This window comes from Streptomyces sp. Root1304, assembly GCF_001426405.1.
Taxonomy (GTDB): Bacteria; Actinomycetota; Actinomycetes; order Streptomycetales; family Streptomycetaceae; genus Streptomyces.
In genome coordinates, this window is the sequence record NZ_LMEP01000025.1 from 320,581 (window position 1) to 339,839 (window position 19,259).

Below are 19,259 nucleotides of genomic sequence, written 5' to 3' on the forward strand. Positions count from 1 at the left end.
CACCCCCTCCCGGCCGGTCCACCGCCCCGGCAAATTCACCTGACAAGTCCCCTCACCCCTGCAACCCTTCGGTCATGAACGACAGCACGGCCGCGGGCACCCCCGTCATGCACGGCGCGTACGAGATCTCAGCCGACCCCGAACGGATCGACGCCGCCCGCGTCCACCACTGGCTCTCCACCGACGCCTACTGGGCCGTCGGCCGACCTCGGGAGAAGCAGGACCGGGCGATCGAGGGCTCGCTCAACTTCGGCGCGTACCACCGCGGGACCGGAGAGATGGCCGCCTACGCGCGGGTCGTCACCGACTACGCCACCTTCGCCTGGCTCTGCGACGTCTACGTCGACCGTCCGGCCCGCGGCACCGGCGTCGGCACCGCCCTCGTCACCGTCGTCCGCGATCACCTGACCTCCTACGGACTGCGCCGCATCATGCTCGCCACCGCCGACGCGCACGGTGTGTACGAGAAGGTCGGTTTCACGCCACTCCAGAACCCGGACAAGTGGATGGCTCTCGGGCAGCAGTGAGCGGCTGCCCCGCAGGCCCCGGGGAATGACCCCTTGACCTGCGGCGCCTCCGGCCTCACGATCGCGGCCATGAGTCTTCGGGTGACGCTCGTCACGGCGGCACGCAGCTCCTCCCTGCTCGCCGAACGCTTCGACGACGACCGGCCACTGGACGAGGCCGGCTGGTACGACGTACAGCTCGCCGCGCCCGCCCTCATCCCGCTTGGCGCGGCCGAACTGCGCTACTGCTCCCCGACCCCGCGCAGCCGCGCCACCGGCACCGCCCTCGGCTACGCGCCCCTCGCCCAGCCCGCGCTGCGCGACTGCGACATGGGCCGCTGGCGGGGCCTGACCCTCGCCGAGGTCGCCGCCCTCGAACCGGCCGCCGTCGACGCCTGGCTCACCGACCCCCGCACCGCCCCGCACGGCGGCGAACCCCTCCTCGCCTTCATCACCCGGATAGGGAACTGGCTCGACACCCGCCCCGCCGAGGACGGCTCCATCGTCGCCGTCGCCGAACCCTCCGTCGTACGAGCCGCCCTCGTGTACGCCCTGAAGGCGCCGCCCGCCACGTACTGGAACGTCGACGTCCGCCCCCTCTCCACCGTCACCCTCACCGGCCGCCCCGGTCTCTGGCACCTCCAGCTCGACGCGGCCCTCCACTGACCCACGGCCCGCACGTCCTCCTTCCGCCTCCTTCTGCCTCTTTCCGCACCCGGCCTCCCCGCGCCGGACCCCGGAACGCCGGGCCCCGCCCGCCCTCGGCCGGCCCCTCCGCCCGCCCTCCGCGCGCCCCGGCGGGCACGTACAGGAAGAGCGGACGGCCGCGACCGGCTAGCCTGAGGGCACGATGAACCGTTTGACCACGTCATGGGGCGCCTTCGCGCTCACCCGCCACCCCGAGGACCCGCGCGACCAGCTGCGCGCCTGGGACGCGTCCGACGAGTACCTCCTCAGCCACCTGGCCGAGGCCGGTACCGACCTGTCCGGCACCGTCGCCGTCCTCGGCGACCGCTGGGGAGCCCTCGTCACCGCACTCCAGGCCGCCGGCCCCGGCGAACTCGTCCAGATCTCCGACTCCTACCTCGGAGTACAGGCCACGCGGACCAACCTCGCGCGCGCCGGAGCCGCCCCGGACGCCGTCCGGCTGCTCACCACCCAGGACCCGCCGCCCCCGCGGATCGACGTCCTCCTCGTCCGCGTCCCCAAGAGCCTCGCTCTCCTGGAGGACCAGCTGCACCGGCTCGCACCGGCCGTGCACGAGGACACCGTGATCATCGGCACCGGCATGGTCAAGGAGATCCACACCTCCACCCTCCGGCTCTTCGAGCGGATCCTCGGCCCCACCCGCACCTCCCTCGCGGTGAAGAAGGCCCGGCTGATCCACACCACGCCCGACCTCGCCCTCACGCCGCGCCCCAACCCCTGGCCGCACCGGTACGACCTTCCGGCGGACACCCCCGCGCCCGGTCTCCCCGGACTGACGGTGACCAACCAGGCCGGCGTCTTCTGCGCCGACCGCCTCGACATCGGCACCCGTTTCCTCCTCGCGAACCTCCCCGGCCACCTCGGCCGGGCCCGCGTCGCGGACCTGGGCTGCGGCAACGGCGTGGTCGGCCTCGCCATCGCCCTCCACGAGCCCGACGCGGAGCTGATCTTCACCGACGAGTCCTACCAGGCGGTCGCCTCCGCCGAGGAGAACTTCCGCACCCACGTGGGCGAGGGACGCAAGGCCCGGTTCCTCGTCGGTGACGGACTCGCCGACCTGCCCGAGGGCTCGGTGGACCTCGTGCTCAACAACCCGCCGTTCCACACCCACCAGGCCACCACCGACCGCACGGCCCGCCGCATGTTCAGCGACGCACGGCGCGCACTGCGGCCCGGCGGCGAACTGTGGGTCATCGGCAACCGGCACCTCGGCTACCACGTCACCCTGCGCCGGATCTTCGGCAACAGCGAACTGGTCGCCAGCGACGCGAAGTTCGTCGTCCTGCGCGCCGTGCGGACCGCGAACGCGTAGTCCTGTTCCGCGGGAGCGGGGCGCGGCCGGGACCTCCCGCCGCGCCCCGCCCTCATATGCCCCAGGTGCGGGAGCACAGGACGAGTCGGTACCCGTCGGGGTCGGCGACGGTGACGCCCCACTCGTCCCAGTACGGATTGTGCGCGGCCACCCGCGTCCCGCCGGCCTCGACCAGCCGCCGCACCTGCTCCTCCTCGACGGGAGCCCCCAGATAGACGACGAACAGATCGTCCACGGTCGGGGCGGGCTCCAGCGGACGCCCGGGATCGCGGGTCAGCTCGAAGTGCCAACTCCCGTCCGGCGGACCGACCATGAGCAGGTCGTGCTTGCCCGGCTCCGCGGCGGTGCTCCGCCACTGCACCTCAAGTCCGAGCCCGTCGACATAGAACCGCTCGGCGGCGGCCAGGTCCCGCGAAGGGCGGGCGACCCGTACCCGGGTCTGCGCATCGATGATCATGCCTCAAAGTTAGGCGCCGACGGCAGGCCACGCCCTCCGGGATCACCCTCCCCTTCCACGGAGTCGACCCTGAAACGAGGATCGGGGCGAACCCCTCGGCCGAACGGGTCAGCATTCGGGAAAGGCCAGGTCCAGGGCCCGAACCCGGTTCTCCCCGGTGGTGATGGTCAGGGTCACGATGCGGTCCCCGCGGAGCGTGAAAGCCACCGCGGACACCGGCCGCCCGTCGACGAACGCGACCGCTCCCAGGGAGCCGTCGACCAGCGCGGGCCGGGACACGTCCGCGAACCGCGCGAACGCCGCCGCACCCTCGGAGACCGACGGCGCGCCGTGCACCGGGCTCCGCTCGGAGTACGCGACGACGTCCGGGTCCAGGACGGCGGCCAGCACACGGGCATCACGCGCGCGTGCGGCCGCCAGGAACCGGTCCACCACGCCCCGCTGCCGCCCTGGGTCCCCCTCCGCACCTCCCGCCCCACCGCCCCGGATCCTGGCCCGCACCCGCCGGGCCAGGTGTGCCGCCTCGTCCGGTGATCCACCGGTGACACGGGCCGTCTCGTACGGGGGCAGACCGAAGACGTCGTGCAGGACGTAGGCGAGCCGTTCCTCGGCCTTGAGTGACTCCAGTACGACGAACAGCGCGAGCCAGACGGAATCGAGGGGAGACCCGCTCCCGTCCGGTGCGGCGCGGGCGCCGAGCGGGGGGTGGCCGGTCGGTCCCGGAGCGGCGGTGGTGCTGCGCGGAGGCACGGCAGGGGTGGGATCCTCCGTCCCACGGGTTCCCGCCGCGCCGTCCCCGCGCCCCTGGATCCGCCGTACGCACTCCCGCCCCACGAGAGCCGTCAGCCAGGCCCGTACCCCCGCCGCCCCCTCCTCCCGGCCGAGGCCCGCCCGCGCCGCCGCGAGCGCCCGCTCGGCCTCGTCCGTCGAGCCCGTCATCCGCAGGGCCACGCTCCGCAGGTGTTCCTCGTGGGCGTCGAAGCGTCCCGTCAGCGCGGTCAGAAAGGTGTCGTCGTGCATGGCGCCCCACTCCTCGTCGGATCCGTCACCGTGTTGACGTGGGGGCACCCGGCGATGTGACAGAGGAGCGACGGCCGCGACGGCTCAGCCCCGTACGAGCTCCCTGGCGATGCTCCGGCGTGCCCCGTCGAGCTCCGCCTCGACCTCCGCGGTCCTCGCCGGGGCGAGAACGATACGGGCGGCGACCTGCTCGCCCCGCGTCAGCCTGCGGTGGCGGAGGTGGGTCGGCGGGTGCGTGGCGTCCACCTGGTGCCCGCGCCGCTCCGCGACCCGGCGCAGCCGGTCGTACTCGCGCTCGGGCACTGCCGCCGCGTGGGCCGCGAGCCGCTCCCACAGCCCCTCGGCCGGGTCCTCGCGGCGCGCACCGCCGAGCCGGGTCCGCGCCGCCACGGACTCCCGGCGGAGTTCGCCGGCGACCCCGTCGGAGATGAGGAGCCGGTCCATCAGACCGGCCGCCGCCTCGGTGCCCGCCGCGCGGGCGGCGGCCGAGTCGGCGAGGTACTCGGCGCGCTGCGCGTCGCGCAGCGTCAGGTGTTCCAGTACGACGAGGAGGCCGTCGACGAGCAGCCTCGGGGGAGCGGTCACGAGGTTGACGAAGGTGTCCATCAGGTTCTCGGCCGGGGTGGGGGCGAGGGTGTAGCGCCAGGTGTCGAGGGAGCGGAACGCGTTGCCGACGAGGAGGGTGCGGCGGGTGTCGCCCTGGGCGTAGTGGCCGAACTCGTGGCCGAGGAGCGCGACGCGTTCCTGCGGGGACAGGATCTCCCACAGGCCCAGACCGAGGCGGAGCACGCGTCGCTGCCGCACGCCGTACGTGCTGACCGACGCGTTGGCGTCGGCGTCGACCACCACCGCGACGACCCCCGTCGTACCGACGCTCTCCGCGATCTCGTCGAGCAGGGCGAACAGCCGGGGCGCGTCCGGCCTACGCAGGACGAGCCCGTCCTCCGCGGCCTTCCTGAGGCTGCGGAACCGGGGGCGCAGCAGGACGGCGAGAGCGATCGCGACGCCTCCGAGCGCGGGCAGGAAACCCCGGCCCCAGCAGGCGACGACCAGCCACAGTCCGCCGAGGAGCAGGGCGAGGGTGACGCCGTGGACGAGCACCGCGAGCCCGAGGGCCATCCGACCGGCGACACCGCGCCGCGCCGGGCGGCCGGAGGGCTCCGTACGCTCCGCGGACCCGGCGCGGTCCACGGACCCCGCGCGGTCCGCGGCCCCCGTGCCTTCCGCGGCCCCGGCATGCTCGACGACCCCGCTACGCTCCCCGCCCCCCGTGCCCTCCATGAGTTCCGCGAGCAGCCGTTCCCCGTCGCGCCGGGCCAGGCGCCGCCGCAGCCGCTCGACCCGTCCCGGCGTCTCCTCGTCCCGCGTCTCGGGGTCCACGTTCCAGTCGCACGCGGTGCACCAGGTGACGTACCGCCCGCCGTCCGTCACCCGCGCGCCGCAGTCGGGACAGATCCGCCCCGTCGCCTGCCCCGCAACCCCGCCGGTCTCCCCAGTCCCGCTGATCTCCCCAGCCCCGGCGACCTCCGCAGCCCCCGCCACCCCTGCCGTACCCGTCATCCCGCTGTCTCCCCCTGGGCAGGCCCCCCGGCCTCGCCCCGTTCCGTGCCGATCACGCGCGCTCGTCCAGCGGAGCGCCTGCGCATTATGCAGGGCCCCCGGCTTCCCGCGCGCCCGCGTTTCGACGCACGGAAGCCGGCTCGACGAGGGGGGCGTCGAACCGGCTTCCGGGGGTGGTCGAGCGGGGTGCTCGACGGGGGTGGGTCAGTCGGTGCCGAACTCCATCGCGGCACGGTCCAGCATCTCGTCGTCGCCGGAGACCTCGCCGCGGGAGGCGATGGCCTCCGCGCCGCCCTCGGGCAGCTCGGTCATGGTGCCGATGAGACCGGTCGCGGCGGCCTGGGCGGCGCCGATGGCCGGGTTGGAGCTGCCGATCAGGCCGAGGCCCGCGTACTGCTCCAGCTTGGCGCGCGAGTCGGCGATGTCGAGGTTGCGCATGGTGAGCTGGCCGATCCGGTCGGACGGGCCGAAGGCCGAGTCCTCGGTGCGCTCCATGGACAGCTTGTCCGGGTGGTAGCTGAACGCCGGGCCCGTGGTGTCGAGGATCGAGTAGTCCTCGCCGCGCCGCAGCCGCAGCGTCACCTCGCCGGTGACGGCCGCGCCGACCCAGCGCTGCAGGGACTCGCGGACCATGAGCGCCTGCGGGTCCAGCCACCGGCCCTCGTACATCAGCCGGCCGAGGCGCCGTCCCTCGTTGTGGTACTGGGCGAGGGTGTCCTCGTTGTGGATCGCGTTGACGAGCCGCTCGTAGGCCGCGTGCAGCAGGGCCATGCCGGGGGCCTCGTAGATGCCGCGGCTCTTGGCCTCGATGATCCGGTTCTCGATCTGGTCCGACATGCCCATGCCGTGGCGGCCGCCGATGGCGTTGGCCTCCATGACGAGGTCGACGGGGGAGGAGAACTCCTTGCCGTTGATGGACACCGGGCGGCCCTGGTCGAAGCCGATGGTGACGTCCTCGGTGGCGATCTCGACCGACGGGTCCCAGAAGCGGACGCCCATGATCGGCTCGACGGTCTCCACACCCGTGTCGAGGTGCTCCAGGGTCTTCGCCTCGTGGGTGGCGCCCCAGATGTTGGCGTCGGTGGAGTACGCCTTCTCGGTGCTGTCGCGGTACGGGAGGTCGTGGGCGACGAGCCACTCCGACATCTCCTTGCGCCCGCCCAGCTCGGTCACGAAGTCCGTGTCCAGCCAGGGCTTGTAGATGCGCAGGTGGGGGTTGGCGAGGAGACCGTAGCGGTAGAACCGCTCGATGTCGTTGCCCTTGAACGTCGAGCCGTCGCCCCAGATCTGGACGTTGTCCTCGAGCATGGCCCGGACCAGCAGCGTGCCGGTGACGGCGCGGCCGAGGGGCGTGGTGTTGAAGTAGGCGCGGCCGCCGGAGCGGATGTGGAACGCCCCGCAGGTGAGTGCGGCAAGACCCTCCTCGACCAGCGCCGCGCGGCAGTCGACCAGGCGCGCGATCTCGGCGCCGTAGGTCTTGGCGCGGCCGGGCACCGAGGCGATGTCGGGCTCGTCGTACTGGCCGATGTCGGCGGTGTAGGTGCACGGGATGGCGCCCTTGTCGCGCATCCATGCGACGGCGACGGAGGTGTCGAGGCCGCCGGAGAAGGCGATGCCGACGCGCTCGCCGGCGGGCAGGGAGGTGAGGACCTTGGACATAGGAAGAGTATGCATCATCTCGCATGGTCATGCAAAGGGGGTGACGGAGGCGGCGGTGAGTGACGACGGAATCGCCGCGTCCGCTGCCGGTCCGAGGCGGCCGTGAGTGACGACGGGGTCGCCGCGTCCGCCGCCGGTCCGCCGGTGCCTCTCGCGGTTCCCATGCTCCGTGACATACGTGGCTCGCGCCCGTCGAGCGCCCCCGGCTCGGGCGTTCGGCCCCGCGCCCCGGGCGCCGGCGCTAACGTCGAGCCCATGATCGTATGGCTCAACGGCACCCACGGTGTGGGCAAGACGACGACCAGCGCGCTCGTGCGGGAGTTCATCCCGGACTCGCGGGTGTTCGACGCCGAGAAGGTCGGCGAGACGCTCATGGACATCACGCCGGGACTGCCCGCGACGGACAACTTCCAGCACTGGCCGCCGTGGCGGCCGCTCGTCGTCGAGACCGCCCGCCGCGTGCTCGACTACACCGGCGGCACTCTGGTGATGCCCATGACGGTCCTGGTCGAGGAGTACTGGCGCGAGATCAACGAGGGCCTCGCCCGCCATGCCGTTCCGGTACGGCACTTCGTGCTCCACGCCGACCGGGAGACCCTGCTCCGGCGCATCGCGGGCGACACCGTCATCGGCCCCGACTCCCCGTTCCGTCTCCACTACGTCGAGCCCTACGCCGAGGCCGCCCGCACCTGGCTGCACCGCGAGGCCGAGGTCGTCGACACCACGCACCTCACGCCCGCCGGGGCCGCGCTGCGGATCGCGGAGTCGGTCAAGGGCTGAGACCGTGAAGCCGGGGGAGCGGTGAACGGGGGCCGGGCGTGCCGGCCGCCCGCGACGCCCCCGCCCGTCGTTGCATAAAAGTGCGTGCTTGCGTATAGTCATGCCATCCATGAGGAGGGTTTCGATGACGGTACGAGTAGCAGTGGCGGGTGCGAGCGGATACGCGGGCGGAGAGCTCCTGCGTCTCCTTCTCGCTCACCCCCACGTGGAGATCGGTGCCCTGACCGGCCACTCCAACGCCGGGCAGCGGCTCGGGGGGATCCAGCCCCACCTGCTGCCGCTCGCCGACCGCGTCCTCGTGCCCACCACCGCCGACGAGCTCGCCGGGCAGGGCCGTCCGCATGACGTGGTCTTCCTCGCCCTGCCGCACGGCCAGTCCGCCGCCGTCGCCGAGCAGCTCGGACCGGACGTCCTCGTCATCGACATGGGCGCCGACTTCCGGCTCAAGGAGCCGGCCGACTGGGAGACGTACTACGGCTCCCCGCACGCCGGCACCTGGCCCTACGGCCTCCCCGAACTTCCCGGTGCCCGTGCCGCCCTCGAAGGGTCCAAGCGCGTCGCGGTGCCCGGCTGCTACCCCACCGCCGTCTCGCTCGCCCTCTTCCCCGCGTACGCCGACGGGCTCGCCGAACCCGAGGCCGTGATCGTCGCCGCCTCCGGCACCTCCGGCGCGGGCAAGGCCGCCAAGCCGCACCTGCTCGGCAGCGAGGTCATGGGCAGCATGTCGCCCTACGGCGTCGGCGGCGGCCACCGGCACACCCCCGAGATGATCCAGAACCTCAGCGGTCCGGCAGGGGAGCGGGTCACCGTCTCCTTCACGCCGACCCTGGCGCCGATGCCCCGCGGCATCCTCGCCACCTGCACCGCCGCCGCGAAGCCGGGCGTCACCGCCGAGGCCGTACGGGCCGCGTACGAGAAGGCCTTCGCGGACGAGCCCTTCGTCCACCTGCTGCCCGAGGGACAGTGGCCGGCGACGGCGTCCGTCTACGGTTCCAACGCCGTTCAGGTGCAGGTCACGTATGACGCGGGGGCGAACCGGATCATCGCGATCAGCGCCATCGACAACCTCACCAAGGGCACTGCCGGCGGCGCGGTGCAGAGCATGAACATCGCCCTCGGCCTCCCCGAGAGCACCGGACTTTCCACGATTGGAGTGGCGCCGTGAGTGTCACCGCAGCGAAGGGATTCACGGCGGCGGGCATCGCCGCCGGGATCAAGTCGAACGGCAACCCGGACCTGGCCCTCGTGGTCAACACCGGGCCCCGCCGCGCCGCCGCGGGAGTCTTCACCTCCAACCGCGTCAAGGCCGCCCCCGTCGTCTGGTCCCAGCAGGTCCTCGCCGACGGCGAGCTGACCGCCGTCGTGCTCAACTCCGGCGGCGCCAACGCCTGCACCGGCCCCCAGGGCTTCCAGGACACCCACGCCACCGCCGAGAAGGTCGCCGAGATCCTCAGCGCCCGGGGCGCGGACGTCGGCGCCGGCGAGGTCGCCGTGGCCTCCACCGGCCTCATCGGCGTCCTGCTCCCCATGGACAAGCTCCTCCCCGGCGTCGAGAAGGCAGCGGACGAACTCTCCGAGCACGGCGGCGAGAAGGCGGCCATCGCCATCAAGACCACCGACACCGTCCACAAGACCTCCGTGGTCACGAAGGACGGCCCGGACGGCTCCTGGACCGTCGGCGGCATGGCCAAGGGCGCGGGCATGCTCGCCCCCGGCCTCGCCACCATGCTCGTCGTCCTCACCACCGACGCCGACGTCGACGCCAAGGGCCTCGACAGCGCCCTGAGGGGCGCCACCCGCGTGACCTTCGACCGGGTCGACTCCGACGGCTGCATGTCCACCAACGACACCGTCCTCCTCCTCGCCTCCGGCGCCTCCGGCATCACCCCGGACCAGGACGCCTTCACCGAGGCCGTACGGGAGGTCTGCGACGACCTCGCCCGCCAGCTCATCGGCGACGCCGAGGGCGCCAGCAAGGACATCCGCATCGAGGTGGTCAACGCGGCCACCGAGGACGACGCCGTCGAGGTGGGCCGCTCCATCGCCCGCAACAACCTCCTCAAGTGCGCCATCCACGGCGAGGACCCCAACTGGGGCCGGGTCCTCTCCGCCATCGGCACCACCCGGGCCGCCTTCGAGCCCGACGCGCTCAACGTCGCCATCAACGGCGTCTGGGTCTGCAGGAACGGCTCCGTCGGTGAGGACCGCGACCTCGTCGACATGCGCTTCCGGGAGGTCACCATCACCGCCGACCTCGCCGCCGGCACCGAGTCCGCCGTCATCTGGGCGAACGACCTCACCGCCGACTACGTCCACGAGAACAGCGCGTACTCGTCATGAGCGATCCCCTGACGCCCCAGAACCCCGAGAGCACGACCCGGAAGCACACCGCGCTCCCCAAGGCCCAGATCCTCATCGAGGCGCTGCCCTGGCTGACCCGGCACAACGGCAAGACGGTCGTCATCAAGTTCGGCGGCAACGCCATGATCGACGAGGACCTCAAGGCCGCCTTCGCCCAGGACGTCGTCTTCCTGCGGCAGGCCGGACTCAAGCCCGTCGTCGTGCACGGCGGCGGCCCCCAGATCAGCGCCGCCCTCGACCGGCACGGCATCGTCAGCGAGTTCAAGGCCGGCCTGCGGGTCACCACCGAGGACGCCATGGACGTCGTACGGATGGTCCTCGCCGGCCAGGTGCAGCGCGAGCTCGTCGGGCTGCTCAACCAGCACGGCCCGCTCGCCGTCGGCCTCACCGGCGAGGACGCCCACACCATCACCGCCACCCGGCACCGGCCGGTGATCGGCGGCGAACAGATCGACATCGGCCGGGTCGGTGAGATCACCGCCATCGACACCGGTGCCATCCAGGCGCTCCTGGAGGACGGCCGCATCCCGGTCATCTCCTCCATCGCCCGCTCCCAGGACGACGGACATGTCTACAACGTCAATGCTGATACGGCGGCTGCGGCACTCGCTGCGGCGCTGGGCGCCGAGACCCTGATGGTCCTGACCGACGTCGAGGGCCTGTACGAGGACTGGCCGAACAGCGACGAGGTCATCAGCCGGCTCACCGCGAGCCAGCTGGAGAAGCTGCTGCCCGAGCTCTCCAGCGGCATGGTCCCCAAGATGGAGGGCTGCCTGCACGCCGTACGGAACGGGGTCACCACGGCCCGCGTCATCGACGGCCGGGTCCCGCACTCCATCCTGCTGGAGATCTTCACCGACGAGGGCATCGGCACGATGGTCGTGCCGGACGGACAGGGGGACTGATGAGCGGCACCGGGAACGAGCGGCTGACCCAGCGGTGGCAGGGCTCCCTCATGAACAACTACGGCACCCCCCAACTGCCCCTCGTCCGCGGCGAGGGCGCCAGGGTCTGGGACGCCGACGGCAACGAGTACCTCGACTTCGTCGGCGGCATCGCGGTGAACGCCCTCGGCCACGCCCACCCGGCGATCGTCGAGGCCGTCACCCGGCAGGTCCAGAGCCTCGGCCACGTCTCCAACCTCTTCGTCGCCGAGCCGCCCGTCGCCCTCGCCGAGAAGCTCCTCGGCCTCTTCGGCCGCCCCGGCAAGGTCTTCTTCTGCAACTCGGGCGCCGAGGCCAACGAGGCCGCGTTCAAGATCGGCCGGCTCACCGGCCGCTCCCACATGGTCGCCACCCAGGGCGGCTTCCACGGCCGGACCATGGGCTCCCTGGCGCTCACCGGCCAGCCCGGCAAGCAGACACCGTTTCTGCCGCTGCCCGGCGACGTCACCCACGTCCCCTACGGGGACGTCGACGCGCTGCGGGCCGCGGTCACCGAGGACACCGCCTTCGTCGTCATCGAGCCCATCCAGGGCGAGAACGGCGTCGTGGTCCCGCCGCCCGGCTACCTCAAGGCCGCCCGGGAGATCACCCGCGCCACCGGCACCCTGCTCGTCCTCGACGAGGTGCAGACGGGCATCGGCCGCTGCGGCCACTGGTTCGAGCACCAGGCCCACGAGGGCGTCGAGCCCGATGTCGTCACCCTCGCCAAGGGCCTCGGCGGCGGCCTCCCGCTCGGCGCGACCGTCGCCTTCGGCCCGGCCGCGGACCTCTTCGGGCCCGGCCACCACGGCACCACCTTCGGCGGGAACCCCATCGCCTGCGCCGCCGGCCTCGCCGTTCTGGACACCCTCGGCGCCGACGCGGCCCTCGACCACGTGAAGGCGGTCGGGGAGCGGCTGCGCCAGGGAATCGAGGGTCTGGGCCACCCGTTGGTCTCCCACGTCCGTGGTGCGGGCCTGCTGCTGGGTATCGTGCTCACGGAGTCCCTCGCACCGCAGGTGCAGCAGGCGGCTCAGGACGCCGGCCTCCTGGTGAACGCGCCCGCCCCCGACGTCGTACGGATCATGCCTCCGCTGGTCCTCACCGATGCCGAGGCGGACGCCTTCCTCCGGGTCCTGCCCGGAGTCCTCGACGTGGCGAACGGGCAAGGACGAACCGGAGAATGAGACGACGATGACCGACGCGCAGGAAAATGAGCACGGAGGGCCGTCCGTTCCGCAGACCCGCACCGCCCGCCACCGCAGGATCGTCGACATCCTCAACCGGCAGCCGGTGCGCTCGCAGAGCCAGCTCGCCAAGCTCCTCGCGGACGACGGGCTGAGCGTCACCCAGGCGACGCTCTCCCGCGACCTCGACGAGCTGGGCGCGGTGAAGATCCGCAACACCGGCGGCGAGCTGATCTACGCGGTGCCCAGCGAGGGCGGCTTCCGCACCCCGCAGGCACCGCTGGGCGAGTCCGCCAAGGAGGAGCGCATGCGGCGCCTCTCCGGCGAACTGCTGATCTCCGCCGAGGCCTCCGCCAACCTGGTGGTCCTGCGGACCCCGCCGGGCGCCGCCCAGTTCCTGGCGTCGGCCATCGACCAGGCCGAACTCCACGCGATCCTCGGCACGATCGCGGGCGACGACACCCTGCTCCTCATCAGCCGCGACCCCTCGGGCGGCCAGGCCCTGGCGGACCACCTGCTCCGCCTGGCCCAGAAGGACCGCTGAGGCCCACCGGGGAGCGGCCGCCCGGGACCGGGCACCGCGCTCCCCGGCGTCGGCCGGGTCAGCAGCCGCTGACCGGAGCCAGGGACACCAGGGCCGTGTGCGGCACCACGCGCAGGGTCTTCGCCGCACCCCGCCCTGTCCGTATCGCCGTGCCGTGCGGGTCGGCGCCCACCAGCTCCCCGCACAGCTCTTCGTACGGGGTGCTGAGCCGGACCGTGTACGGGGCGGGCGCCGGTGTCGCCGACCAGACGACACAGGTCGCGGCGACGGCCAGTGCCGGACCCGCCACACCGCAGACGGCCGCCCAGCGGAGCCGGTGTCTCACCCGCCGTACCTCCTCGGAGGTCCAGCGCCGCAGGGCTTGGCCGCCGAGGACGATCTCCCGTTCCGGACGGCCGTGGGACGCCCTGACGGCGAGGAGCGCCCCGCAGACCAGGACGACGAAGGCCGAGAGCACCAGGGCCGCCGCCCACCGGGCGGTGGCGTCCGGGAGGCCGGACAACTGGTCCTGCCCCTTCACGACGGTGAGGACGCCGAGGAGCGCGGTCAGCCCGGCCAGTCCCGTACGCCAGCCCTCGGCCTGGCGCCGCAGCTCGGGCAGCTGACTGAACTCCAGGTCGCGGGCGAGCTCCGCCCAACGCCGGTCGGAACGTGCCGTCATGACGCCGCGTCTCCTGCCCGCTGTGCCGGGTCGGCCGGGTGCGTGAGCGCGGTCCGCACCCGCCAGTCGGCACCGCACCCGACGAACACCGCGTCCGGCGGCATCGACGGATGGGGATGCCCGCACTCGCAGAACAGGACCTCGCTGCCGACCACGTCCGGGACGCCCTCGGACCCCCGGGAACGGAACGGCCAGGGCGCCTTCGTGCCGGCCCCCGGCATCCCGTACGCGTACTCCGACACCGTCCCCCCGGCGCAGCGCGGGCAGACGCCGGCGACCGAGACGGTGCGGCCGTCGGGCGCCACCCGCTGGGTGAAGACGAGCGGCAGCTCCCCGAGGGAGATCTCCGCGTACGGCAGTTCGGCGTCGTGCGGGGCCGCGGGGAGTTCAGTCACCTGCGTCGACTCCTTCCAGGAGGTTCGGCGTGCTCGATGCGGTCGCATCGCTGTGTGCGTCCGGTGCGTCCGGTGCGTCCGGTGCGTCCGGTGCGTCCGGCGCGTCCGGTTCGAGGGTGAAGAGCGGTGCCCAGAGCCGGAGGCGCTCCGCCGTCCACGCCTCGCTCTCGCCCGCGGCGCGCGCCGCGAAGGCGATCCGCTCCGCGTCGACCCGGCCGCGCAGGCCGGGCAGCATGCCGTCGCCGCGCTCGGACAGGACGATCAGGTCCTGCCAGAGGGGCACCACGCCGGACACCTCCGACAGGCGGGGCGGCGGGGACCCCCACGACGGCGCGCCCAGCGCGAGACAGGGCCCGAGACGCCGCCACGCGGTGCCGATGTCCTCGCCGAGGCGGGCGGCGACGCTCACGAGGTCGAGCGGGCCGAGCGGCTCCCCCTCGGGGGAGACATGGTGCTCCGGGTCGAGTGCGGCGACGTCCGCGTCCGTCGGTACGCCCGTCGAGAGGGCGGCCACCTGCGCCTCGGTCAGCGCCGGGACCAGCGCACCGAGCGCGCGCAGTGGTGCGAGACGGAGGTAGGCCTCGCGGAGTCCGAGCCCCAGGGACCGCGCGTAGCGTGCGAGCCGGACACCGGTCAGCGGGATCCAGTGCGGCGGCTCGAACCACTCGCCGTCGAACTCGTCCCCGTCGTCACCATGGCCGACCAGGGCCAGGCCGGCTTCCCAGTCGGGCCGCAGCCCCTCGAGCCCGGCGGGGAGCGGCGGGACGGTCAGACCCACCTTCTTCGCCTCCCTGCGGGCCTTCTTCCACGTACTGCCCAGCGGCGACTTCAGCACGATGCCCGCGGAGAAGAGGACCTCCTCGGTGGGGAGGACCGGGTACTCGTTTCCCCAGGAGGGGTCCTGGCCCGAGAAGAGGCACCGTTCCGTGAGCGAGAAGCCGTCCCAGGCCCTCAGCAGATCACCGGCCGGGGGCACCTCGAAGCCCGCCGTCGCCAGGTCCTCGACGAGGTGCGCGAGCTCCTTCCGGTCGACGGCGTTCGGGGTCAGGAGCGCCAGGTCCCTCAGAGTCAGGCCGAGTTCGGGGCGGACGCCCGCACTCCGGGCGAAGGCGAGCACGCGAGAGGCCTCCGACTCCAGGTGGATCCCCTTCCAGGCCTTTCCGCGGTACCGGCGGTGATGTCGCCATCCCAGGTGGGCTGCCCAGCGGGCCAGTTCCTTCTCGGCAGCGCGCAGCGTGCTGTCGCAGCGCTCGGCGTGCTCGATCGTGGCGGCCCAGGTGAGCTCGGGGACGCCGTCGTCGTCCTCCCTGACGTAACCCTCCAGGAGGGCGGCGATGTCGTGGGGCACCTCGCACCACCGTGCGACCTCCTGGGCGGAGGGAACCGTCCAACCCAACCACGCGAAGTCCGCCATCCGGGCCCGCAGCGCGAGCGGGTCCGTACCGAGCCGCCGTGCGGCGCGTTCCACGTCCCAGGGCCATCGCGCGCGGCGCCAGGTTCCCTCCTCCTCGACGTACAGCGCCTGGAGATCGCTCTCGCCGCACACATGGTCCCGGTGGTGCGGCGGAACGACCGGCAGCGGACGGTCGAGGAACGGGGCGTACCGGGAGCACCGGTCCCTCAGCTCGCCGAGGGGCCGGCACAGCTCGGCCGAGGCACGCACGAGACCGCCGAAGTCCTCGGGCGCGTGCCGGTAGGAGTCCCTGGCCGGATTCCCCCACTGGCGCGAGGTGTCCTTCCCCATCAGGCCGATGACGATCTTCCAGTCGTCCCAGCTGGGGATCCAGTCGAGATCCCCGCCGCCCAGGACGGGGGGCGGGGCGAGCCGGGCGTGGGCCACCCGCATCGCCCGGGCGGCGCGCAGGACCGTCGCCACCGTGACACCGCGCGAGCACGCGGCCTGGACGGCGGTGCGCCAGTCAGGAGTCACCGTCGCCACGACATCCGCCCAGCCGGGTTCCGGCACCGGATAGCCCGTGAGCGACGCCGGGACCGCCTCGTCCCGGCAGAGGTACGGCTGTTCTAGGGCCACGGCGCGCCACGGGCGGGTGTAGGCCCAGCGGTCCCTGTCCCGGTAGTGGACAGGTGCCCTCTTCAGGACCTGGGCGTCCCAGCGGAACCAGCCCAGGGCGTCCAGGGAGGAATCGGACGTCCAGGCCTCCCGCCGAGCCCACAGGTTCCGGCCCTGCCAGACCTCCCAGATCTGGCGTGCCGCCGACGGCTCCTGCGCTTCCAGCGACCAGAGCCAGTCGAAGGTCAGTTCCGGCCAGCCCGCGAGTGCCTCCGCTCCTTCGCGGTGCATGGAGCGGGCCCAGCGCCGGTCGTAGGACGTGAGCTGCTTGCGGTTGACGCTCAGTTTCCCGGCGTGCTTCCCGGTCAGGTTGAGCACGTAGCCGAACGGCTGCTGGTCGGTGGCGATCCCGTCGCAGAGCACCGCGCCCTTGCCGGGCACCCACCACAACACGCCGGGCACGGCCTCGACGGTCCTGCCGGGCTCGGGGTCGAGCTGGAGGCGTCCCGGGTGCCAGTGGTGGCTGTACCCCGAGGCGTCGCGCACACGCAGGTCGAACTCGCTGACGAGGACGAGACCCCGCAGGGTCGCCACGCACGACAGGGTCGTCGCCCGGGCCGTGTTCCGGAGGTACAGGCGCACCCGCGTACCGCCCTCCGGCAGCCCGGAATCCGCGGGACCGGTCTCCTGGATGCGGAAGAGGCTGCCGCTGCTGGAGATGTCGACCCGCAGGGCCCGGTGGGCCAGGCCGCCTTCCGGGGTGACCGCGCGGGTGACGATCGACATCTCGTCGGCCAGCATGAAGTAGCTGAAGACCCCGATGCCGAAACGGCTGTTGGGGTAGAGGCGCAGGGTCCGGTCGTGCCGCAGCCAGGCCGCCTGCTCGCGGCGGAAGGAGCGTGTCTGCCCGAAGCGGCGGCCGGCCCGGGTGAACGTGTGGGTGAGCTGCTCCACGTCCATGCCCACGCCGTTGTCACGGCATTCCACGTACGGGCCGCGCTCGTCCTCGCCCGCCTCCACGGAGATACGGCCCTCCCAGGCCGCCGGCTCGCAGTTCCGGCTGCTCAGGTACCGACGGCGCATGGCCCGGTAGCGGCAGGCGTCCATGGCGTTCTGGTACAGCTCGCGCAGGGCGAGGCCCGGTTCGTTGTCGTAGAGCCGTTCCCCCATGAGGAGGTCGCGGACCTCGGTCTGGGCCAGGCTGAACCGCAGCAGGGGCACGTCGTAGGCCGCCTCCCGGCCGTTCGCCGCGGGCCGCAGCGAGCGGTCCGTCACCCGCTCGGGCACCCCGTCGAGGAGCGCGGCCCGGTCCTGGGGGAGGTGCTGGGCGGACTCCCGCAGCGCGCGGGCCAGTTCGTCGGCCTGCTCGACCGTGCCGGTGAGCGCCGCGTGCGTCGCCGGGTGCGTACAGGCGAGGTCCAGGTGCAGCCCGCGGGCGTCCCGGTCCCAGGCCGCCGTGCGGGCGGTGTCGACGAGGTCCGCCGGGGTCACGGGGTCCGAGACGGCCAGGTGTTCGGCGATCACCTCGGGCAGCGTGCGCACGTCCACGGACAGGACGGCGGCGAGCCGCGACAGGGCCGCGAGCTCCCGCACCCGGAGCGTCTGGTGGCCGCCCGGCAGCGGAATCCTGGCCGGCTTGTCCGCCGCAGGGCCCTCGGGCGCGCCCAGGGTGATGCCCGCAGCGACCGTGCACAGGGCCCGCGCGAGGGCGTCCACCCGGCCGTTGCCCGGGGCGTCGCCCAGGAGCGCGGCGGCCAGCGGCCCGGCCTCGGTGGCGGGGACGGCCACCTCGTCGGTCTCGAAGAGCTCCGCGATCCACCGGTGCACCAGCCAGAGCACGATGTCGTCGGTGTCCTGCGGCGTCCCCGACCGCCGGGAGGCGGACAGCTTCCTCATGAGAGGGGGATGGTGCTCGGTGACCTGCTCGTAGTGCCGTCGCCGCCCGTCACCGTCGTCCGGATGGTGCGTCCGGTGGGGGAAGACGTCGTGCGCCTGGCTGAGCCGGCGCGCCCAGGCGGCCTCGTGGAGGAAGGGCGCGGCGACGAGCGCGGCGGCCTCGACCTCGGACAGTTCCACCGAGGCGGGCAGGAGACCGGGCAGTCGGTGGAGGAGGAGACGTACGGGGAAGGAGTCGTCGGCCCATGGGTCGGGCATCCGTTCCCAGGCCTGGTGGACCACCGCCGCACAGGACTCGGCGAGGGTGACCAGCTGCTCCCGGAGCCTGCCGGTCCGGTCAGGGTCGCCGGCGCCGACCCGCTGCCACACCTCGGTGTCGCGGGCGGCCTCCCGCCAGGCCTCCAGGAGCGGGCGGCCCTCGCAGACCACCGCGGTCCGGGCCTCGGCCTCCAGCTCGGAGCCGTAGCGCACCTGGGGCTCCTGGCGTTCCCTGAGGTGCCGGTGGGCCCCGCGCAGGGTCTGCCGCTTCGTCGCCTCGTAGACCTCCTCCACCGTCCGGGCCGGGGTCAGCGGGCCGAGCGCCTCGGCGAGCGCCAGGGTGAAGAAGCTGCCCTCGGGGGTGCAGCCGGCGCGCTGACCCGCGGCGCACGAGGTCATCAGGACGAACCGGCCGGAGGGCTGCCCCTTGAGGATGCTGCTGCCGAAGAGCGGCCCCGACGTGTCGGGACCGCCTCGGCAGGCGTCGATCAGCCAGAGGACCGTTCCCGCGGCGCACGCGGCCAGGGAGGGGCTGATGTCGGCGGGGAGGAGCGTGTCGACATAGGGCCGGAGCCAGGTGTCGTCGTGCGGGGCCCGCGCGTCGTGGGGGACCAGGTAGTCGGCGTCGCCGATCCGGACGCCGTGCCCGGAGAAATGGATGAGAAGAGTGCCGTCCGGCGGAACGTCACGGGACACCTCGTGGATCCGGGTGCCGATGTCGGCGCGCGTCGCGTTCCACAGGGTCACCACGTCGTACCCCGAGGCGCGCAGGGCGGCCCCGAGCTCCCGTTGGTCGGCGGCGGCGGCCTCCTCCAGGGCGTCGAAGCGGTGTCCGGCGTCCGGTGTGCTCGCCACGGCGATCAACAGAGCGGTGCGGTGTCCTGCCATTCCCATCCCCCCTCACAGCAGAACACCATGCTCGCACCGGGGTCTGACAGCGGGAGGTCTCCCGGGCCGCGGAGCCCTGCTGACGTGGCCTCGGCGCCGGGTGTCCGCGCCGGGTGTCCGCGTCGGGCCGCCC

16 protein-coding genes are annotated in these 19,259 nt (G+C 73.2%); 9 read left to right on the forward strand and 7 right to left on the reverse strand.

Annotated features, from left to right (window positions below; genetic code table 11):
• Positions 1–74: 74 nt before the first annotated feature.
• The 3 genes from ASD33_RS28100 to ASD33_RS28110 all read left to right on the forward strand — a co-directional run bounded on the left by ASD33_RS28100 (position 75) and on the right by ASD33_RS28110 (position 2,526).
• On the forward strand, positions 75–527 hold the full coding sequence (locus ASD33_RS28100) for a GNAT family N-acetyltransferase (RefSeq protein WP_056566515.1): 453 nt from the start codon (positions 75–77) through the stop codon (positions 525–527).
• Between the two features lie 69 nt (positions 528–596).
• Positions 597–1,172 (forward strand): histidine phosphatase family protein, encoded by a 576-nt coding sequence (locus tag ASD33_RS28105; RefSeq protein ID WP_056567151.1) that lies wholly within the window; start codon positions 597–599, stop codon positions 1,170–1,172.
• A 184-nt stretch (positions 1,173–1,356) separates the two neighbouring features.
• Complete coding sequence (locus ASD33_RS28110) at positions 1,357–2,526, forward strand: methyltransferase (protein WP_079045066.1); 1,170 nt, start codon at positions 1,357–1,359, stop codon at positions 2,524–2,526.
• 52 nt (positions 2,527–2,578) lie between these two features.
• Here the strand turns inward: ASD33_RS28110 and ASD33_RS28115 are convergent, their stop codons facing one another.
• The 4 genes from ASD33_RS28115 to argG form a co-directional block, all read right to left on the reverse strand.
• Entirely contained in the window at positions 2,579–2,983 is a 405-nt protein-coding gene (locus tag ASD33_RS28115; protein WP_056566521.1) for a VOC family protein, read from the reverse strand.
• A gap of 108 nt (positions 2,984–3,091) precedes the next feature.
• Positions 3,092–4,003: an RNA polymerase subunit sigma-70 gene (locus tag ASD33_RS28120; protein ID WP_056566523.1), complete on the reverse strand. Its 912-nt coding sequence runs from the start codon at positions 4,001–4,003 to the stop codon at positions 3,092–3,094.
• A gap of 84 nt (positions 4,004–4,087) precedes the next feature.
• A complete protein-coding gene (locus ASD33_RS28125) occupies positions 4,088–5,563 on the reverse strand; it encodes a M48 family metallopeptidase (RefSeq protein ID WP_079045067.1) in 1,476 nt (491 codons plus the stop codon).
• Between the two features lie 204 nt (positions 5,564–5,767).
• Positions 5,768–7,222: an argininosuccinate synthase gene (gene argG, locus ASD33_RS28130; RefSeq protein ID WP_056566526.1), complete on the reverse strand. Its 1,455-nt coding sequence runs from the start codon at positions 7,220–7,222 to the stop codon at positions 5,768–5,770.
• Positions 7,223–7,477: 255 nt separating this feature from the next.
• Between argG and ASD33_RS28135 the strand changes: the two genes are divergently transcribed.
• The 6 genes from ASD33_RS28135 to ASD33_RS28160 all read left to right on the forward strand — a co-directional run bounded on the left by ASD33_RS28135 (position 7,478) and on the right by ASD33_RS28160 (position 13,017).
• Positions 7,478–8,002 carry a hypothetical protein gene (locus ASD33_RS28135; protein ID WP_056566528.1) on the forward strand — a complete coding sequence of 175 codons (525 nt, stop codon included), beginning with the start codon at positions 7,478–7,480 and terminating at the stop codon, positions 8,000–8,002.
• A 124-nt stretch (positions 8,003–8,126) separates the two neighbouring features.
• Positions 8,127–9,167, forward strand: coding sequence for an N-acetyl-gamma-glutamyl-phosphate reductase (gene argC, locus ASD33_RS28140; RefSeq protein ID WP_056566532.1), 1,041 nt, complete (start codon positions 8,127–8,129; stop codon positions 9,165–9,167).
• Positions 9,164–10,342, forward strand: coding sequence for a bifunctional glutamate N-acetyltransferase/amino-acid acetyltransferase ArgJ (gene argJ, locus ASD33_RS28145; RefSeq protein WP_056566534.1), 1,179 nt, complete (start codon positions 9,164–9,166; stop codon positions 10,340–10,342). The genes argC and argJ overlap by 4 nt, the downstream gene beginning before the upstream one ends.
• Positions 10,339–11,268: an acetylglutamate kinase gene (gene argB, locus ASD33_RS28150; RefSeq protein WP_056566537.1), complete on the forward strand. Its 930-nt coding sequence runs from the start codon at positions 10,339–10,341 to the stop codon at positions 11,266–11,268. The genes argJ and argB overlap by 4 nt, the downstream gene beginning before the upstream one ends.
• Positions 11,268–12,473 (forward strand): acetylornithine transaminase, encoded by a 1,206-nt coding sequence (locus ASD33_RS28155; protein ID WP_056566540.1) that lies wholly within the window; start codon positions 11,268–11,270, stop codon positions 12,471–12,473. The genes argB and ASD33_RS28155 overlap by 1 nt, the downstream gene beginning before the upstream one ends.
• A gap of 7 nt (positions 12,474–12,480) precedes the next feature.
• On the forward strand, positions 12,481–13,017 hold the full coding sequence (locus tag ASD33_RS28160; RefSeq protein WP_056566545.1) for an arginine repressor: 537 nt from the start codon (positions 12,481–12,483) through the stop codon (positions 13,015–13,017).
• Between the two features lie 58 nt (positions 13,018–13,075).
• Here the strand turns inward: ASD33_RS28160 and ASD33_RS28165 are convergent, their stop codons facing one another.
• Genes ASD33_RS28165 through ASD33_RS28175 form a run of 3 tightly spaced genes read right to left on the reverse strand, consistent with a single transcriptional unit; the run spans position 13,076 to position 19,126 of the window.
• Positions 13,076–13,678 (reverse strand): hypothetical protein, encoded by a 603-nt coding sequence (locus ASD33_RS28165; RefSeq protein WP_056566549.1) that lies wholly within the window; start codon positions 13,676–13,678, stop codon positions 13,076–13,078.
• On the reverse strand, positions 13,675–14,073 hold the full coding sequence (locus ASD33_RS28170; protein ID WP_063991996.1) for a hypothetical protein: 399 nt from the start codon (positions 14,071–14,073) through the stop codon (positions 13,675–13,677). Before ASD33_RS28170 ends, ASD33_RS28165 begins: the two co-directional genes overlap by 4 nt.
• Positions 14,066–19,126 carry a caspase family protein gene (locus ASD33_RS28175; protein ID WP_079045068.1) on the reverse strand — a complete coding sequence of 1,687 codons (5,061 nt, stop codon included), beginning with the start codon at positions 19,124–19,126 and terminating at the stop codon, positions 14,066–14,068. The genes ASD33_RS28170 and ASD33_RS28175 overlap by 8 nt, the downstream gene beginning before the upstream one ends.
• Between the last annotated feature and the right edge of the window lie 133 nt (positions 19,127–19,259).

What these genes read in the sequence shown, in the direction of transcription:
- argG (WP_056566526.1), bottom strand. Translation starts at nt 7,222, where the DNA reads ATGTCCAAGGTCCTCACCTCCCTGCCCGCCGGCGAGCGCGTCGGCATC.
- ASD33_RS28115 (WP_056566521.1), bottom strand. Translation starts at nt 2,983, where the DNA reads ATGATCATCGATGCGCAGACCCGGGTACGGGTCGCCCGCCCTTCGCGG.
- ASD33_RS28100 (WP_056566515.1), top strand. Translation starts at nt 75, where the DNA reads ATGAACGACAGCACGGCCGCGGGCACCCCCGTCATGCACGGCGCGTAC.
- ASD33_RS28125 (WP_079045067.1), bottom strand. Translation starts at nt 5,563, where the DNA reads ATGACGGGTACGGCAGGGGTGGCGGGGGCTGCGGAGGTCGCCGGGGCT.
- ASD33_RS28105 (WP_056567151.1), top strand. Translation starts at nt 597, where the DNA reads ATGAGTCTTCGGGTGACGCTCGTCACGGCGGCACGCAGCTCCTCCCTG.
- ASD33_RS28135 (WP_056566528.1), top strand. Translation starts at nt 7,478, where the DNA reads ATGATCGTATGGCTCAACGGCACCCACGGTGTGGGCAAGACGACGACC.
- ASD33_RS28110 (WP_079045066.1), top strand. Translation starts at nt 1,357, where the DNA reads ATGAACCGTTTGACCACGTCATGGGGCGCCTTCGCGCTCACCCGCCAC.
- ASD33_RS28155 (WP_056566540.1), top strand. Translation starts at nt 11,268, where the DNA reads ATGAGCGGCACCGGGAACGAGCGGCTGACCCAGCGGTGGCAGGGCTCC.
- argB (WP_056566537.1), top strand. Translation starts at nt 10,339, where the DNA reads ATGAGCGATCCCCTGACGCCCCAGAACCCCGAGAGCACGACCCGGAAG.
- ASD33_RS28165 (WP_056566549.1), bottom strand. Translation starts at nt 13,678, where the DNA reads ATGACGGCACGTTCCGACCGGCGTTGGGCGGAGCTCGCCCGCGACCTG.
- argC (WP_056566532.1), top strand. Translation starts at nt 8,127, where the DNA reads ATGACGGTACGAGTAGCAGTGGCGGGTGCGAGCGGATACGCGGGCGGA.
- ASD33_RS28120 (WP_056566523.1), bottom strand. Translation starts at nt 4,003, where the DNA reads ATGCACGACGACACCTTTCTGACCGCGCTGACGGGACGCTTCGACGCC.
- ASD33_RS28175 (WP_079045068.1), bottom strand. Translation starts at nt 19,126, where the DNA reads ATGGCAGGACACCGCACCGCTCTGTTGATCGCCGTGGCGAGCACACCG.
- ASD33_RS28160 (WP_056566545.1), top strand. Translation starts at nt 12,481, where the DNA reads ATGACCGACGCGCAGGAAAATGAGCACGGAGGGCCGTCCGTTCCGCAG.